Here is a 16,797-nt window from a genome sequence, read left to right as displayed (position 1 = left end):
CGTCCGTTGTTGTCTTTCTAAAACCGGCGACAATTGCGTTGCCCAAGGGGGCGGGCCGTCAACGGACGCCAGGCCGAAAGCATATCGTAATAGGAAGCCGACAGATCCAGCCTATGGCACGCACAGGCTGTACCGATCATCGTAATGGCCAGGGCAGGTCAAAATAGTGCTGAAGCAATCCGGTCGGAAGAACCAGGTTCATGGCGCTGGCAAGCATCAACATAGCGGCACAGGCAGCCAGGGTCAGACAGATCGTCCGCACCCAACCTATCCGCGCGACATTGCGCAGAAACGCGACAAAGAACACCACGAGGCCCAGGAAAAAACCCAGCAGACCGACAAGCGCGACAAACCCAGCCAGCCAGCCCAGCAGTAGCCATGCACCACCCGGAACGTCAGTTTCGCGTTGCTCTATATCCATGTCGAAATTGGCTGTGGACTCTGTGCGGTCCGTGAACAGCGGTATCGTTGCGATCACGGTGGCAACAGCCCCAACAGCAGAAGCTGAGACGACAAACACCGCGCCCAGCATTGACAGCGACAGGCTCTCCACCAGCGCGAAGGTGAAAACGCAAATGACAAATGCGCAAAAGGCGATTTGTGGCATCCGTTCCCACAGGGTCGCACCCGACGTCCTTGTCGCGTCGTCACCGCCTGCCGCCGGACTGTTGGCCCGGTTGCGCATTCCTAACCAGACCGAAACGACCGTCAGCGCGATGATTCCCAGAACCAACGGACGCGCGGCAAAGCCCCAACCCGAGAATTGGACAGCCTGATAAAGATAACGTTCTGCCTGTCCCGCAAGAACAAAGCCAATCAAAAACGCCGGACGGGCCCACCCGAAACGGCGCATCAGCACGCCGAGCAGGCCAACGACCAACAAAGCCACGAGGTCATTCAGCGATCGTGTCGCCTGAAACGACGCAAAAGCGATGACCATGATCATGAACGGAGCGATCAGCGCATAGCGGATGGTCGTAAGCCGCGAGATGGCCGGTGCCACCAGGATGCACAAAATTGTCCCGATCACGTTGGCCATCGCCAGCGACCAAATCACCGTATACGTCAGGTTCAGGTCCCGCCCGACCATTCCGGGGCCGGGCTGCACACCGAGCAGCACCAAGCCCGACAGAAAAACAGCCATTGATCCTGATCCCGGAATCCCAAACAGCAGCGTTGGCACCAGACCGCCACCTTCCTTAGCGTTGTTGGCGGATTCCGGTGCGATGACACCTCGAATATCGCCTTTGCCAAATTGCGACGTGTCCTTGCTGGTCTGCACGACATGCGCATAAGCGATCCAATCCACAACCGCACCCCCAAGGCCCGGAATGGCACCAACCAGTGCGCCAATTCCGGCGCAGCGCAGGACAAGCCACTTGTTCGCGATGGTGTCCCTCAGCCCTTGAAGCCAACCCTGGCCAAGGCCCGAAGTTTCGGCGATGCGTGTCCGGCTGCGCAGAAGGTCGACGATTTCAGGCACCGCAAACAGACCAAGCGCGACGATCACCAACGGGATGCCATCAATCAGATAGAGCGAGCCGAACTCCAGCCGGTATTCACCCGTCGCCGGCGCCGACCCGATAGACCCGAACGCCAGCCCCAAAGCCGCCGCCGCTACGCCCTTTGCAAAGTTTCGCCCGGAAAGAACCCCCACGATGGACAGGCCAAAGATCGTGAGCGCAAACAGCTCTGGTGTTCCAAAGGCAAGCACCAACGGGCGGGCCACCAGCACAAATAGCGTCAAAATCGCGGCACCGATCAGCCCGCCGATCAGAGATGCCGAGAACGCCGCCGACAATGCGCGGGCACCCTGCCCTTTCTTGGCAAGTGGAAAGCCATCCAACACCGTTGCCTGACTCGCCGTCGATCCAGGGATTCCCATCAGAACCGATGCAAAGGTGTCGCTGGTCGGGATCACCGCAACCAGACCGATCAGCATAGCCAGCGCCGAGGATTGATCCAGACCATAGAGGAAAGGCAACAGCAGCGACATGCCCGCAATGCCGCCAAGGCCGGGCAGGACACCCACCAGCAACCCGAGTGTAACGCCGATCAACAAGAAGCCCATATGCCCCGGGGTGAGCAGATCGAACAGAGCGTTCGCAAAAACATCAAACATGATAGGCGCCGCCAATTTCTCTGGTCAGGATGAGTGGGTGCGAATTCATAAACGCGCGTGTTTCAGGCACGGATGAATTCAATGATCTTTGCGATTGCTTCGGCCCGCCCACGCTCGGCACGGTCCAGCAAAACGAAATGGGTGGCGTTTTTCGGCTCGTAAAGCTCGACGCGTGGGGCATTCACCAGATCGGATCGAAGCGCGGCAACATCTTCTGGACGCGCGAAGTAATCCATTTCGGGCCGGATGATCAGCACCTTGGCATACACTTGGCTCGCGTGAACCAAAGCAACACCCTTGCCGATGAAATAGCTATCTTCGAGCATGCCATTGGGACTGCGGTAGGTTGCCGGATCGCGCTCGGACGAGGTGGCGTCGCTGGCCAGCAGTTCGGCGGCGAATGCTGTGGCGACAGCCGGATCGCGCCACGCATCCTTGTCGTCGATGGGAATCGATTTGTCCCATTTATCCATCAGCATACGCGGATCATTGTAGCTGTATCCGCCGTAATGCTCCGCATTGAAACGCCCCGGGTGCGCGGGGTCTTCGAGTGGATGATCGCGGTAGCGCGGATGGCTGGTGCCGCCACCGTACAGGGGATTGTAGAGCACCAGATGACTGATCTTTTCGGGCCAGAGCGTGGCATGGGCCAGGACAGCGGTCGCGCCGACACCCCACCCCATCAGGGCGATCCGATCCGCACCGGTAACGCGGCGCAGTTCGTCCACGGCGGCATCAATGTCGCGGGTGATTTCCATACACCGGGCAAAGGGGCGCGACTGCTGCGGCGGCTGCGTCATGCTGATGGGCCGTTCTGACCGGCCATAGCCACGCGCATCGGGAATGATGCTGCTGTGACCAGCCAGGGCGAGGTCCTGCGCCAGCGATCCGCCAGCGACGGGCAGATCAAATTCGCTGCGTCCGCCGGGCCTTGTGCCGTGCAACATCAGGATGGGAACAGGCCCGACGTCGCCGGGCACCACCGGGCGCACCACGCGTACGGCAATGCTGACTCCATCCAGCGTTTCGATATCGTAATCCTGACGCTTGACGTCAGTGGTCGCTGCGCTCTTCGGCATCTCCGGCCTCTTGGTTAAAGTAGAATTTGAGGGCTGTCAGATCAATTTCCCGTCGACGCGCGGCATCCGGCACATCGGCATGGTAACTTGCGACCGCCTGCTCATATGTCATCTGCTCTTCATACGCGACGAACGGCCAGTCGCTGCCCCAGAGCAGACGTTCCGTTCCAGCTTCGCTAAGCAGAACACGGGCGAGGGAACCCGTCGCCTCTGGCGGCTCGATCCGGAAACCGGCCGACAGCTTCACCCATGTACGCCCCCGCTGAACCGCCCGCAGGACAGCCTGAAACCCGCTGGACAACGCTCCACCCAATGGATCCGGGCGGCCGAAATGATCAATGACCAGACGCGGCCCGGCGGCCTCGATGGCTTGGATGTAATCAGGAAGTCGCTCGCCAGTGTCATGCAGATGCACGTGCCACCCAAGGTCCGCGACCAACCCGAAAAGCCGCTTGTAGGGGGCACTGCTCAGATCCGGTGGATGTGCGACGTTTCTGAACTGAAGGCGCACTCCTACAGCCCCGTCCTGATCCATCTGACGAAGCACTTTGGCATCAATGTCGGGCGGGACAATGACGGTTGTCCGCAACCGCTTGTGTTGTCGCACAGCAGACAAAGCGTAGTCATTGTAATCGCCAAAGATACTGGCCGCGGCTACTACCCCAAACCGGACACCTGCGGTGTCAAGCGTGCTTAGAAAATCTTCGGTCGGGGCGGGGCGTGCAGGGCGATGCCAGGCGGTTGATGCCAGCGGCACAGTATCATCAAAAACATGCGCGTGGACATCCACCAGAGGGGCAAGGCCGGGATCAATCAATGGCTTACCTTCCCAGAGGGGGCCGGACGTTTGATTTTTTGTTCCGTTGTGCCTGCCATTACGGCCTCCTGAAAGCTGCGCAGCACGAGGCCGCTCAGCAGGCACACTAACTATCGTTTCATCTATTGGCAATAACCTCCCAACTACCAGAACAATTTTGCGGACTAGTCGTTAGCGAATTTCGCCTGCGCAAGCTCCCTTTCGAACCGTTTCGCGGCGGCTTTCAAGTGATCGGTGTCCTGCACGTCCTGACTCTTCATCGCCGTGGCAGTGTCGAGAAGCCCCAGCGTAGCGACCAAAGTGCCGCTGGAATCAAGAACCGGCGCGCCCTTGCCCATCAATCCTTCGCGCATCTGCGCCGTCGCCCATCCCTGCTGCAAGATACGGTCCAGTTCGCCTGCATTGTCTTTCGCCAAACGTTTGAATGCCTGCGAAAACGGTCCGTTGCCGGTGAACCGACTTGCCGGCGCAAAGGCCAGCGCAACGCGGCCCTGTGCCGAGGTGTCCAACGGCAGGACCGTACCGGCCCGCACCTCCAGCACGATGGGTGATTCACTGGACAGCGATGTCAGGACATGCACCCCCACCGTATCGACCCGTGACAGAATGGCCGTATGCCCGGTCTGGTTGCGCAAATCCTGCAATACCGGCAAAGCGATGCTGAGCAGGTCATAACGGCGGTTAAGCGTGCGACAGATTTCAAGCAATCGGCTACCGACCGCATAACCGCCCGAGGCTTCGTCATGCGCTACGAAATCGCTGTGTGCCAGCGTTTGCAGATGCCGGAACAAGCGACTTTTGGAGGCATCGATCTCGCGCGCGAGTTCACTGATGCTGATCGGTCCGTCGACGCGCGCCAATCGTTCCAGAATGGCCACGGTCAGAAGAACGGACTGCGTCCCCTCACCAAGAGAGCTGCTTACGGTTGGCACAGAATCTTCCTTCCAAGGTTAATAAACTTGTTTTGTGCCGGACGCATGATCGGGAACCATGCACCCTAGCATTGGCTTACCAGAAATTCCTTCGGGGTGGGATGCAAGCATCAAACCGTTGACCGATGCAATGCTCACTGGTAGTCGTTCTGATAGATAACGATATCGTTCTACCTATCGAAACGATATCCGGCAAGTTATCGGTTTCAGGCCGAAGCCAACAAACCGTCCCTCAGCGTGGTTCATACACGCAGTTCACGGTGGTCGATGAGGGCGGCCAAGATACATGAGGGAGGAACCAAAAACATGACTTATACACGCAGAAGAATGCTGGCCTACGGGGTTGCTGCGGGTGCATCCGCAATGGCGCCCTCGTTGGCCACCGGACAGGAGGCCGTCTCTTTCGAGGGCAAGACTATCGAATGGACCATTCCGTTCGGCGAAGGTGGTGGCAGCGATACCTGGGCACGCTTTTTCTCGACCTATTTGGGGAAATACCTGCCGGGATCACCCAATGTCATTGTGCGCAACGTACCCGGCGGCGGCTCGATTTCAGGCGCAAACGCCTTTGCGCAGCGCGCCGCAGCTGATGGTACGGCCATGCTGGGGGTCTCGGGGTCGACGCAATTTCCGTACCTTTTGGGCGACAAGCGGGTGCAATACGACTACCGCGACCTTGTTCCCGTTCTGGCATCGCCAACCGGGGCCGTGATCTACATCCCCGCCAGCTTTGGCATCGAGAATCTTTCGCAGATCGGCAAGCTCAAGGATCAGGCGCTGATCTTTCCGAACACTGGGCCGACCTCGCTGGACCTGGTGATGATACTGGCCTTCGACATGCTTGGACTTGACGTCAAGCATGTGTTCGGCATGAACAGCCGGGGTGAAACCCGTCTCGCGTTCGAGAGGGGCGAGGCCAATATAGATTTCCAGACTTCGGCCAGCTATCTGACGAATATTCAGCCGATGGTCGATGCCGGAACCGCTGTACCGCTGTTCACTGTCGGCGCGCTTGATGAAGACGGCAACGTCGTACGCGACCCCACCTTTCCGGACATCCCGCACTTTCTTGAGGCTTACGAGGCAATGCACGGCATGCTCCCTGAGAAAAGCGAGAAATTCGAGGCATATATGGCCTTTTTCGGCGCTGGTTTTCCGGCACAGAAAATGGCGTTGCTGCCCAAATCGACGCCTGCACCCATCGTGGCGGCTTTTGCGCAGGCTTTCGCAGATGCGCTTCAGGACCCGGAACTGATCGCACGCAAGTCCGATGTACTGGGCGAGTATCCACAAGCCACCGGCGCCAAGGCGGATCGCCTGTTCGAGATCGCCACCGTGATCAGCCCCGAAGCCAAGCAGTGGATGCGGGAATACCTAACCCGCAACTACAACGTCGCATTCTGAAACCCGGAAACGACCCAGCCAACGGTGCCCGTTTTCAGGGTGCCGTTGGCGTCACATATCAGGCCGGTCATATATTGATCTGCTTTTCTTCAGAGCAGACGCATTCCGAGCGCGCGTTTCGCGATCTGGCATCGGGCCGACACTCTGCCAGTCGATCTACTGCCGGATACTGATCCCACCATCACCCGGCTCGCCCCTACCCCATCGGAAAACTTGCCGCCGCAGTCGTCGGGCAAAGGGCTGCGCCGCTCTGGAGAAATCGGGCGTGGCGGCGTAGTTAGGCAAATCAACCTCTAGCAATCCCGTGGCGGTTCAGTGTGGAATGGAAGGATCACAAGGAGGATCGACATGACCCCGTTTAGCAAGTTCCGGATATTTGTCTATGTCGCGATCTGTTCCTCTTTGCTGTCAGGCTTGGCGCGGGCAGAACAACTGAGCGCAACCAGCCCCACAATCCGAGACAGCCTGTGCGTCGGCATGTCCTGCGCCGCAAACGAGAGTTTTGGCCTGCACACGACCTTGCGGCTCAAGGCGACAACGACGCGGCTGGAATTTCTCGACACGTCGACCGGCGCGGTCGAGGCGGGCACCGACTGGACCCTTCAGGCCAATGACAATGCTGCGCCACATCTGAATCGCTTTATGCTGCGCGACGCTTCGGCGGGCCTGATCCCGTTTAGTGTTGAGGCAGGCGCGCCGGACAATGCGTTCTGGTTGTCCGCGCAGGGGCGGTTGGGGCTGGGCACCAGCCTGCCGATGACCGACATGCATCTGGTCCACGCCGACAGCGCAGCGTTGCGATTGCAGGTCACCCCCGGCGATGGTCCGGTACAGCAAAGCTGGGATTTACTTAACACTGGTCCGTTTGCGCTTCACGATGCCTCTGCCGGGCGATCCCCATTCGAGGTCGCCCAAGGTGCGCCAGCGGCCAGCCTCTTTGTTGGCGGGGGGGGGCATATCGGGCTGGGCACCCCGAGTCCGACCGTCGGATTGCATCTGCTGCGCTCGGACAATTCCGCCGCTCTTCTGATCGAAGAGACGGGTGCGGGTACGCTGGGTCAACTTGTGCTGCGCAACAACGGCACCACCTTCTTTAGCCTTGAGAATACGGCAATCACTGCGGGCGCGAACACCGGGCGGGCCTGGAATTTTCAGAACCAGAATGGCACCTTTCGGGTCACCACGGCACCGGGCGGACCAAACGAGATCGAGATGATCCTGACCCCCGCTGGCGACATGACGATCAAGGGCGACTATTTCTCAAATTCCGGCACACCGGTGCCTGACTATGTGTTCGACGCCGGTTATCTCCTGCGCCCCCTGTCAGACGTGCAACGCTATATTGAACTGAACAGGCACCTGCCTGACGTGCCTTCGGCGGCACAAATTGCGCAGACGGGACACAACCTGAGCCAGATGCAGATGGTACTGCTGCAAAAGGTCGAAGAGCTGACACTATACACCATTGAGCAACAGCGGCTGATCACCGATCAACAAGCCGAGCTGGCCGAATTGCGCGGGCACACAGCGGCGTTTGACGCCCTTGCAGCGCGGATAGAGCAACTCGAAAACTGATGCGCGGCGGCGGCGCCGTCAAAGGGGTTTCCATTTAACGATGGACTCCGCTATCACCGCGCCGATTGGCCCAAGAGGGCGTACAGGGCAGGTGACATGGACCATTTCCTTTATCGTGACGGCGCGTTGTTTGCCGAAGACGTACCGCTGAGCGAAATTGCCGCCAGCGTCGGCACACCGTTCTACGTCTATTCCACCGCCACGCTGGAACGGCACTACCGTCTGTTCGACGAGGCGCTGGTCGGCATGGATCACCTTGTTTGCTATGCGATGAAGGCCGCCTCAAACCAGGCAATCCTGAAAACACTGGCGGCGCTTGGTGCCGGTATGGACGTGGTGTCAGGCGGCGAATACGCCCGTGCCAGGGCAGCAGGCGTGCCCGGCGACCGCATCGTCTTTTCCGGCGTCGGCAAGACCCGCGAAGAGATTGCGCAGGCGCTGAGTGGCGGCATTCGTCAGTTCAACGTCGAAAGCGAACCGGAAATGGCCGTGCTGTCGCAGGTCGCCACGCAGATGGGCGTGACCGCGCCGATCACCATCCGCGTGAATCCGGATGTGGACGCCCGCACCCATGCCAAGATCGCCACCGGCAAGTCAGAGAACAAGTTTGGCATCCCGATCGCCCGCGCCCGCGAAGTCTATGCCAAAGCCGCAGCCCTGCCGGGGATCGAAATCATCGGCATCGACGTGCATATCGGATCACAGCTGACCGACCTTGAGCCGTTTGAATTGGCTTACAAAAAAGTCGCGGAACTGACCGAACAGCTGCGCGCCGACGGCCACACCATTCGCCGCCTTGATCTGGGGGGCGGGTTGGGCATCCCTTACGCCCGGTCCAACGAAGCGCCGCCGCTGCCGTCCGATTATGGCGCGTTGATCAAGCGCACGGTTGGCCATCTGGGGTGCGAGATCGAGATTGAGCCGGGCCGCCTGATCGCGGGCAACGCGGGCCTGCTGGTCAGTCAGGTGATCTACGTAAAGCAGGGAGAGGGGCGGCAGTTCCTGATCCTCGACGGTGCAATGAACGACCTGATCCGCCCGGCGATGTACGATGCCTGGCATGACATCGTCCCGGTGGTGGAGCCCGAACCGGGCCGCGAACTTGTGCCTTACGACATCGTCGGGCCGGTCTGCGAATCCGGCGACACATTTGCCAGGGGCCGGATGATGCCCAAATTGCAGGCAGGCGATCTTGTGGCCTTTCGCTCGGCCGGCGCGTACGGCGCTGTCATGGCCTCGGAATACAATACAAGGCCGCTGGTGCCCGAGGTTCTGGTGAAAGGTGATCACTTTGCGGTCATTCGCGCCCGGCCAACCTTTGACGAAATGATTTCCCGCGATACCATACCCGAGTGGCTGTAGGGCATCCGCCCTCCCGTCACCCTGAGCCGGGAGAGCCGCATGGCGTCACATGACACCGCATCACCGACCCCCAAGTCGCCACCGGGCGTAACCGCCCCGCAGGAAATCTATCGCGCCGTGCGCATACCGCTGGCGCTGACCCGCGTTGGGATGGTGGCCGAACGCGTGGTGCGCGCGTTCTGGCCGTTGTGGTCGGTGATCTTTGTCGCGGTGGCCACTCTGATGTTGGGGCTACAGGATCTGGTCCGAATCGAGGTGGTTTGGGCCGTTGGTGCTGTGCTGTCCCTTGTCGCATTGGCGGCGCTGGTGCAGGGCGTGCGCAAATTCCGCTGGCCCAGTCGCGATGGCGCGCTGGCGCGGCTCGATTCTTCGCTGCGCGGAAATCCGATCCAGTCCGCACTGGATACCCAGGCCATCGGCGCCGAGGATGCCGCCTCGCTCGCCGTGTGGCGCGCCCATCAGGCGCGGATGCGCGCCCGGCTGACGCAGGCACGAGCGGTGCAGCCTGACCTGCGTGTCGCCCGTGCGGATCCTTTTGCGCTGCGCTATGTGGCGCTGGTGGCGCTGTTTACCGCGCTGCTGTTCGGGTCGGTGCTGCGGGTGCAATCAGTGACAGGGATGGGGCCGGGAACCGATTTGGCCACAGGTCCTGCATGGGAGGGCTGGATCGAGCCGCCTGCCTATACCCGTTTGCCGTCACTATATCTGAACGACATCACCGATGCGTCCCTGTCAGTGCCCGAAGGATCGCGGCTGACCCTGCGTCTGTATGGTGAGGTTGGCGCGCTGAAGGTGGTCGAAACGGTATCGGGCAATCCGCTGCCCAGTGACGCGACATCGGATACTGCGGGTGATGCGACCAGCGCCACAGCGCAGGACTTTTCCGTGACGCAATCGGGAACCCTGGCCATTGACGGACCCGGTGGGCGCAGTTGGGACGTCGTGATGCTGGCGGATATGCCGCCATCCGTGACCCGAGACGGCGATTTTGACACCACATATGACGGTGAGACCTCACTGCCGTTTGCCGCCACCGACGATCACGGCGTGATCACCGGTACCGCGCGGTTCGAACTGGCGCTGGAGGAGGTGGACCGCCGCTACGGCCTGAAGGTATACCCCGAGCCACGCGCCGCGATCGAGGTGCCGTTGCCAATGCCGATTTCGGGGGATCGCGGTGATTTTACTGAAACCATGATCGAGAATTTCTCGGAACACCCCTGGGCAAACCTGCCGGTTACGGTGTCACTGTCGGTCGGGGATGCCGCCGAACAGACCGGTCTGTCAGAGCCAGAAGTCCTGACGCTGCCCGGTCGACGGTTCTTTGATCCGATGGCAGCGGCTGTGGTTGAACAACGCCGCGCACTGCTGTGGAATCGCGACAACGCGCGGTCGGTCGTGCAAATCCTGCGCGCGATATCGAACAAACCCGATGACATTTTTCGAAAGGCAGCACATTACCTGCGTCTGCGCACCATCTTGCGCAATATCGACAGTTATGCTGCCGCAGGCATGACTGACCAGCAACAGACCGAACTATCGACCGCAATGTGGGACCTCGCCACGCTGCTGGAAGAGGGCAATCTTGAGGATGCGCGCGAGCGGCTGAAACGCGCGCAAGACCGGCTGTCGGAGGCAATGAAAAATGGGGCCTCGGATCAGGAAATTGCCGAGCTGATGCAGGAATTGCGCGACGCCACAGACGATTACATGCGCCAGCTGTCGCGGCAGGCGCAACAAGACGCCGAGCAGAATCCCGACGCCGAGATGTCGCAAAATCAGAATTCGATGGAGATGAGCCAAAACGACCTCCAGCGCATGATGGACCGCATTCAGGAACTGATGGAAGAGGGTCGCATGGCCGAGGCACAGGAGGCGCTAGAACAGCTGCGCGAGATGATGGAGAACATGCGCGTCACGCAAGGCCAGGGTCAGGGCCAGGGATCGCCCGGACAACAGGCAATGGAGGGTCTGGCCGAAACGCTGCGCGAGCAGCAGGGGCTTTCGGATCAGGCATTCCAGGATCTGCAGGATCAGTCCAATCCCGGTGGCCAGCAGCCGGGCCAGCAGGGTGAACAAGGCGAGCAACCCGGACAGCAACAAGGTCAGGGCCAGGGACGCGGTCAGCAGGACGGCGGTGAACCCGGTCAGGGACAAGGTCAGGGATCGGGTGAGCAACAAGGTCAGCAGGGTCAGCAGGGCGAGTCACTGCAAGAGAACCTTGCCGAGCGTCAGCGCGCCCTGCGCGACGAGTTGAACCGCCAGCGTGGCAATCTTCCGGGCGCGGGAACCGAAGCGGGTGAAGCCGCTCGCGAAGCACTGGGCCGGGCCGAAGGTGCGATGGAAGGCGCAGAGCAGGCGCTGCGTGGTGACGATCTGGCCGAAGCCATCGACCGCCAGTCCGAAGCTATGGAAGCCCTGCGCGACGGCATGCGCAACCTGGGCGAGGCATTGGCACAGCAAGGGCAGGAGAATCAAGGGCAACAGGGTATGGCCAACGGCACCGAACCGGGCCAGCAGCGCGACCCGCTGGGGCGCAATGCCGGCAGCAACGGTCAGCTTGGATCTGACGAGGGGCTGTTGCAGGGCGAAGATGTCTATCGGCGCGCTCGCGACTTGCTGGACGAAATCAGGCGTCGTTCCGGTGAGGGTGAGCGCCCTGAGGCAGAGCTTGATTACCTGGAACGGCTGCTTGAGCGATTCTGATCCTGCGGCGCGCGCGCCCATGATACCTCGTCGTTCGCGCAGAGCGCGTCCTCCTCAGCCGCGGGTGGCGATGTGACGTCCTGCCCGGGAAGTGATCGAGCCTCGCTGAATCAGCTGTCGCCTTCGATCCGGCCGCGCAGAGCTTTGACCTCTCCGCGCTCCTTCTTGGCCTTGAGGCGGCGTTTCTTGGCGCCGAACGTCGGTTTGGTGGGGATACGCCGCTTGGGCCGCTCCAATGCGCGCAGGATCAGGTCTACCAGCCGTTCGCGGGCGATCTCGCGGTTGCGGGCCTGGCTGCGGGTCTCTTCGACCTGAAGGATCAGCGCGCCCTCTTTGGTCCAACGGCGTCCTGCCAGCTTGCGCAGCCGGATCTTGACCGCGGTCGGCAGGTGGGGCGAGCGTTCGGCCTCAAACCGCAGTTCGACCGCCGTCGAGACCTTGTTGACGTTCTGGCCACCAGGACCGGAGGAACGGACGAACTGTTCGCTAAGTTCCCAGTCCTCAATGCCAATCTGATCGTTGATCCTGAGCATGTCATTCCTCATCTGCACTCTGCCCGAGACGGGAAACGCTGACGCTATATATACAGCCGATACGCAAACTGAAAGGGCCGCCCAATTGTGGACGGCCCTTCGAGAATAAGGAGGTGGGGCCGGTTAGGCACACACCAATCCGGTTGAACTTCACCTTAGGGGCTGCCCTAGGGCGCGGTCCTCCAAACTGTTCCGACACCTCTCTCCAATGTTTCTCTAGACACTGAGACACCTCCTTTCGCTTTGTTGATTACCCTCTCAGGCTTGCACGGGTGTGCCAAATCACAAAGCGTTTTTTCGATCAGGCGGTAGATTTTTCACCAAGCGCCTTCAAAACGATCAGTCGGAACGGGATCAGTGCCAACAGCGCGAGGCCCAGCTTTACCCCCCAATCCGCCACAGCGAGCGAAACCCACAACGGCGCCATTGGTCCCAGACCCAGCAACGGCATGGCTTCGGCAGCCCATGAAACGTCGTTGAGTGGTTCGAGCCATGTCAGCGCGCCGGAAAAGGCGATCGTAAAGAACAGCGTGGTATCAACCGACGATCCAATCAAGGTCGAGGCCAGCGGCGCACGCCACCAGGCGCCGCCGCGCAGACGGTCGAACACCGCAACGTCCAGCAGTTGTGCTGTCAGGAATGCAATGCCCGATCCAAGTGCAATGCGCAGCGTGACCAGCGGACCGAAGTCACCGACGATCTGAGTGCCGATCAGAGAGCAGAGGATACCAACGATAAAGCCCGCAAACACCACGCGGCGCGCTGCGGGCGCGCCATAGAGACGGTTCATCAGGTCTGTGACCAAAAAGGCCAGCGGATAGGTAAAGGCGCCCCATGTCAGCCAGTTTCCAAACAGGAACTGCACGAGGATGTTAGAGGCAAAGACAATGGCCGCCATGGCCAGAATGCCGGGAAAGTGGTGTCGCGTCATAGGATAAACCCGTTTTTGCAAGGTTGCGGGAACTTGGCCCCCTTATGGGGACGGGCGGGCTTTACCCTCTTGCGGCAGGGCGCGCAAGGCGGGGGACCTGGCGTCGTTGGGTAGCAGGTATTCGACAATCTCTGTGCGCTGGAAAAATTTGAAATTGTCGTCCGCAATCATTGTCAGCCGAATCTGCCCCAGGGTATCACGCCAAACCGCCAACCCTTCGAGGTTGTCATGGGTTCCGGTGGTGGTTTCCAGCAGGATTTCGCCCCCGGTCAGCTGGGTTTCGGTGATAGTGAACCGACGCACCCGTGACCGAAAGCCAAGCCCGGTAAATTCGCGTTCCAACAGGTAAAACAGCCCGTCAGGACCAAAATCCGCGCCCACAGGAAGAAAGCCGCCGTCGCGATGCAGCGCAAAGGGCTGATCCCAGTCGCCGTCGCGATAGCGGTAGATCGGGAACGCCCGGTTCAACGCGCCCGACCGCTCTGGCAGAGTATAGAGCCAGCCGTGATCGTCTATGGCCAGCGCTTCCATCCCGCCGTTTCTTTCAAAAGTGCTGAACGCATCGGCGCGCGGCAACCAAGCGGCAGCCTCGGGCGTGGTATATGACCAGATCCGGTGCGTGCCCTCAAAGGACACAAACATCCGACCATCGGACCCGATCGCGAGCCCCTCGGAATCGGCATAGCGCTGCGGCTGAATCTCACCCTTGACCCCGCGCAACGGTGTCAGCGGTTCAATTTGGGCGCTGACAATCCTGCCATCCCTGCGGATCAGGCGTCCCGTCAGGGTGCGCGCGCGATCATTAATGACGACAAAATCCGCCCCATCGGCGCTAAGCTCAATGCCGGAAAAACCGCCAAAATCCGGGTCATCGCTGCGCCAGACAAAGCTCCCTACATGCTGTGCCGGTCCGGGTGATCCGGCATCTGACACACAAGCAAAGAATATTGCCAGCGCCGCGGCTAACGAGAGGCTAGAACGCCAGAGCATTGGTTGGGTAGATCAGCGAGAGTCAATTCGCGTTTCGGTTGAGGCTTGGGTGCATTGGGGTCGCGTGGCTTGGCAGGCGGCGGGTTCAGGATGTTGTTCACCCAGGATTGTGCATCGGCGCAGCCGTCCCCGGCGGGCGGCGCGGCCTGATTTACACAGCCCGTCGCCCCCTTGGGACAAGAGAGCCGCACGTGGAAGTGATAGTGGTGACCATACCATGGCCGCACCTTGTTCAGCCAGCGCCGGTCACCGGTTTCGTCTTTGCACATCTGCACTTTGGCGCCGGGAAAGATGAAAATCCGGGCCACACGCGGATCGCTGGCGGCGGCCTTGATGATCTCGTGATGGGCGCGGGTCCAACTGCCGTTGACATAGGCCCCCTTGGCGCGCTGCATCGAGATTGAGGAGATCGATTCGCGTTCCGAGGCGTTCAGCGATAACGATTTCGGCGGCAGCATCCAGATATCCGCATCCAGACCAATCTGGTGGCTGGCGTGACCAGTCAGCATGGGCCCACCCTTGGGCTGGCTGATGTCACCGACATAAAGCCCGGACCATCCGGGCTGCCGCGCCGCCTTGCGCGATAGGTCCTGGATAAAGTCGATTGTCTGCGGCTGGCCCCAATTGCGGTTGCGCGACAGCCGCATCGCCTGCCAGGTCGGGCCACTCTGGGCCAGTTGCACATTGCCGGCGGCACATCCGCGCGCATAGCTGCCAAAGGGCGCCGAAGATTGCGCAGAGGCGCGGGATTGCGCGCCGAAGAGCTGTTTGGCACTTTTCGACGACACGACGCCGCCCACAGGCGAGGCATAGACCGCCGTCAGGCTGCTCTGGGTGTCGGATGCGGGTCGCGATCCGCATGCCGCGAGTGCGGACATCAGGGACAGGGCCATCAGTGTGCGGATCATGCTGCTCGGTCTCCGTCTGGTTTCACCCAGAGTAACAGAACCAACCCTATGACGAAAAGCCCGATCAGCGGGCTCACGCCGAATTGCTGTGATCCGCTGACCCAGGTCGCCACCCCGATCAACATTGGTGCCAGAAAGCTGGTCGCCTTGCCGGACAAAGCGTAGAGGCCAAACGCTTCGGTCATTCGCCCTGGGTTGGCCTGACGAACCATCATCGTGCGGCTGGCCGACTGAATTACCCCACCCGCCGCGCCGATCAGTGCGCCAAGCGCGTAAAAGATCAGGTCGGGCAGAGTCGACCCCGGAGCCTGCGCCACGCCAAAGACCGAGTCACGCGATACCAGAACAATCGACACCGCCACGCCGGTCAGGATCACGATGCAGACGGTAATCACCGGTTTTGGCCCGAAGCGCGTGTCAGCCATACCGCCCAGCCAGGCAAAGACCGCGCCCGACACGATAGCCAGAATGCCAAAAATGCCGGTGTCGACCACCGACCATCCCAGCACCCCGGCGGCATAAATGCCGCCGAACGCATACATGCCGTTCAACGCATCACGGTAGAACATCGAAGAGGCAAGATAGGCCAACAGCGACGGAGTCTTTGGCAGGGATTTCAAGGTTGATTGCAGGCCGCTCAGGGCGCGCTTCACCGCACCTTTGGGTGCCGGTCCCGCCCGTGGGTCGCGGACAAAGACAAAGAACGGTATCATAAACACGGCGTACCAGATCGCCGTCAGCGGCCCGACAAACCGGGTGCCTTCGCGCATCTCCGGGTCGAGTCCGAACAGCGGCGTTAGACCAACAAAGGTTTTTCCGGTGGCCGCGCTTTCAGCAAAGAACACCAGCATCAACACCAGCGTGATCAGCCCGCCGACATAGCCAAAGGCCCAGCCGTTGCCGGAAATCCGCCCGATCTGTTCCCGTGGCCCCAGATCCGGCAGCATCGAATTGGTAAAAATGGTGGCGAACTCCATCCCGATCAGGCCAAGCGCAAAGAATATCAGCGTCAGAACAAGGTTGAAATCGCCGGGCGCCGCGAACCAGAGCATCCCCGATCCCGCGACATACATCAGAGAAAAGAGCCAAATCCAGCGCATCCGACTACCGCCCGTGTCCGCCAGCGCGCCCAGCACCGGCGCAAGCAACGCGATCACGATCCCGGCGGCGGCGATTCCAAATCCCCAGGCGGTCTGGGCCACCGCACCGTCGCCGATCAGTTCCTTGACATACGGCGCAAAAATAAAGGTGATCAGCAATGTGTTGTAAGGCTGGCTGGCCCAGTCGAAAAAGAACCAGCCCCAGATCCGCCGCCGCATGGTGCTGGCGCGGAGGTCCGGCGCGTCGCCTGTCGTTGCCGTTGTCATGATGCCCCCCGATCTGGCCGCGATATGAGCCTGTGACGCGGTCGGGTGCAAGGCCGCCCTGGCCAAACTGT

Annotated in this window: 13 protein-coding genes; 4 read left to right on the top strand and 9 right to left on the bottom strand. The window is 60.7% G+C overall.

Annotated features, from left to right (window positions below; all coding sequences use genetic code 11):
• Positions 1-136: 136 nt before the first annotated feature.
• The 4 genes from IMCC21224_RS01700 to IMCC21224_RS26340 all read right to left on the bottom strand — a co-directional run bounded on the left by IMCC21224_RS01700 (position 137) and on the right by IMCC21224_RS26340 (position 4,950).
• Positions 137-2,122, bottom strand: a complete 1,986-nt coding sequence (locus IMCC21224_RS01700; RefSeq protein WP_047993871.1) for a tripartite tricarboxylate transporter permease — start codon at positions 2,120-2,122, stop codon at positions 137-139.
• Between the two features lie 62 nt (positions 2,123-2,184).
• Entirely contained in the window at positions 2,185-3,201 is a 1,017-nt protein-coding gene (locus IMCC21224_RS01695) for an alpha/beta hydrolase (protein ID WP_047993870.1), read from the bottom strand.
• Positions 3,176-4,018 (bottom strand): amidohydrolase, encoded by an 843-nt coding sequence (locus IMCC21224_RS01690; RefSeq protein ID WP_047993869.1) that lies wholly within the window; start codon positions 4,016-4,018, stop codon positions 3,176-3,178. Before IMCC21224_RS01690 ends, IMCC21224_RS01695 begins: the two co-directional genes overlap by 26 nt.
• Positions 4,019-4,182: 164 nt before the next feature.
• Complete coding sequence (locus tag IMCC21224_RS26340) at positions 4,183-4,950, bottom strand: IclR family transcriptional regulator (protein ID WP_053078865.1); 768 nt, start codon at positions 4,948-4,950, stop codon at positions 4,183-4,185.
• A gap of 306 nt (positions 4,951-5,256) precedes the next feature.
• On the opposite strand from IMCC21224_RS26340, the gene IMCC21224_RS01680 reads away from it, so the two are divergent.
• The 4 genes from IMCC21224_RS01680 (at position 5,257) to IMCC21224_RS01665 (ending at position 11,997) form a co-directional block, all read left to right on the top strand.
• A complete protein-coding gene (locus IMCC21224_RS01680; protein ID WP_047993868.1) occupies positions 5,257-6,354 on the top strand; it encodes a tripartite tricarboxylate transporter substrate binding protein in 1,098 nt (365 codons plus the stop codon).
• Positions 6,355-6,702: 348 nt separating this feature from the next.
• The gene (locus IMCC21224_RS26335) at positions 6,703-7,929 is read left to right on the top strand and encodes a hypothetical protein (RefSeq protein ID WP_053078864.1); all 1,227 of its coding nucleotides are present in this window, start codon (positions 6,703-6,705) and stop codon (positions 7,927-7,929) included.
• A gap of 96 nt (positions 7,930-8,025) precedes the next feature.
• Positions 8,026-9,291 carry a diaminopimelate decarboxylase gene (lysA, locus tag IMCC21224_RS01670; protein ID WP_047993867.1) on the top strand — a complete coding sequence of 422 codons (1,266 nt, stop codon included), beginning with the start codon at positions 8,026-8,028 and terminating at the stop codon, positions 9,289-9,291.
• Between the two features lie 39 nt (positions 9,292-9,330).
• Positions 9,331-11,997, top strand: a complete 2,667-nt coding sequence (locus IMCC21224_RS01665; protein ID WP_369795981.1) for a TIGR02302 family protein — start codon at positions 9,331-9,333, stop codon at positions 11,995-11,997.
• Between the two features lie 110 nt (positions 11,998-12,107).
• Here the strand turns inward: IMCC21224_RS01665 and arfB are convergent, their stop codons facing one another.
• The 5 genes from arfB to IMCC21224_RS01640 form a co-directional block, all read right to left on the bottom strand.
• Positions 12,108-12,530: an alternative ribosome rescue aminoacyl-tRNA hydrolase ArfB gene (arfB, locus tag IMCC21224_RS01660; protein ID WP_047993866.1), complete on the bottom strand. Its 423-nt coding sequence runs from the start codon at positions 12,528-12,530 to the stop codon at positions 12,108-12,110.
• 301 nt (positions 12,531-12,831) lie between these two features.
• On the bottom strand, positions 12,832-13,461 hold the full coding sequence (locus IMCC21224_RS01655; RefSeq protein WP_047993865.1) for a queuosine precursor transporter: 630 nt from the start codon (positions 13,459-13,461) through the stop codon (positions 12,832-12,834).
• 42 nt (positions 13,462-13,503) lie between these two features.
• On the bottom strand, positions 13,504-14,451 hold the full coding sequence (locus tag IMCC21224_RS01650; RefSeq protein WP_047993864.1) for an esterase-like activity of phytase family protein: 948 nt from the start codon (positions 14,449-14,451) through the stop codon (positions 13,504-13,506).
• Positions 14,424-15,359 carry a penicillin-insensitive murein endopeptidase gene (gene mepA / locus IMCC21224_RS01645; protein WP_047993863.1) on the bottom strand — a complete coding sequence of 312 codons (936 nt, stop codon included), beginning with the start codon at positions 15,357-15,359 and terminating at the stop codon, positions 14,424-14,426. Before mepA ends, IMCC21224_RS01650 begins: the two co-directional genes overlap by 28 nt.
• Complete coding sequence (locus tag IMCC21224_RS01640) at positions 15,356-16,726, bottom strand: MFS transporter (protein WP_047993862.1); 1,371 nt, start codon at positions 16,724-16,726, stop codon at positions 15,356-15,358. The genes mepA and IMCC21224_RS01640 overlap by 4 nt, the downstream gene beginning before the upstream one ends.
• Between the last annotated feature and the right edge of the window lie 71 nt (positions 16,727-16,797).

The organism is Puniceibacterium sp. IMCC21224, from assembly GCF_001038505.1.
GTDB lineage: Bacteria > Pseudomonadota > Alphaproteobacteria > Rhodobacterales > Rhodobacteraceae > Puniceibacterium.
The sequence above is the reverse complement of the archived record's forward strand: the minus strand, read 5'-3'. Positions and strand labels throughout refer to the sequence as shown.

Coding starts and splice junctions, on each gene's coding strand:
- mepA (WP_047993863.1), bottom strand. CDS start 15,359: ATGATCCGCACACTGATGGCCCTGTCCCTGATGTCCGCACTCGCGGCA.
- IMCC21224_RS26335 (WP_053078864.1), top strand. CDS start 6,703: ATGACCCCGTTTAGCAAGTTCCGGATATTTGTCTATGTCGCGATCTGT.
- arfB (WP_047993866.1), bottom strand. CDS start 12,530: ATGCTCAGGATCAACGATCAGATTGGCATTGAGGACTGGGAACTTAGC.
- IMCC21224_RS01695 (WP_047993870.1), bottom strand. CDS start 3,201: ATGCCGAAGAGCGCAGCGACCACTGACGTCAAGCGTCAGGATTACGAT.
- IMCC21224_RS01680 (WP_047993868.1), top strand. CDS start 5,257: ATGACTTATACACGCAGAAGAATGCTGGCCTACGGGGTTGCTGCGGGT.
- lysA (WP_047993867.1), top strand. CDS start 8,026: ATGGACCATTTCCTTTATCGTGACGGCGCGTTGTTTGCCGAAGACGTA.
- IMCC21224_RS01665 (WP_369795981.1), top strand. CDS start 9,331: ATGGCGTCACATGACACCGCATCACCGACCCCCAAGTCGCCACCGGGC.
- IMCC21224_RS01650 (WP_047993864.1), bottom strand. CDS start 14,451: ATGCTCTGGCGTTCTAGCCTCTCGTTAGCCGCGGCGCTGGCAATATTC.
- IMCC21224_RS01655 (WP_047993865.1), bottom strand. CDS start 13,461: ATGACGCGACACCACTTTCCCGGCATTCTGGCCATGGCGGCCATTGTC.
- IMCC21224_RS01700 (WP_047993871.1), bottom strand. CDS start 2,122: ATGTTTGATGTTTTTGCGAACGCTCTGTTCGATCTGCTCACCCCGGGG.
- IMCC21224_RS01640 (WP_047993862.1), bottom strand. CDS start 16,726: ATGACAACGGCAACGACAGGCGACGCGCCGGACCTCCGCGCCAGCACC.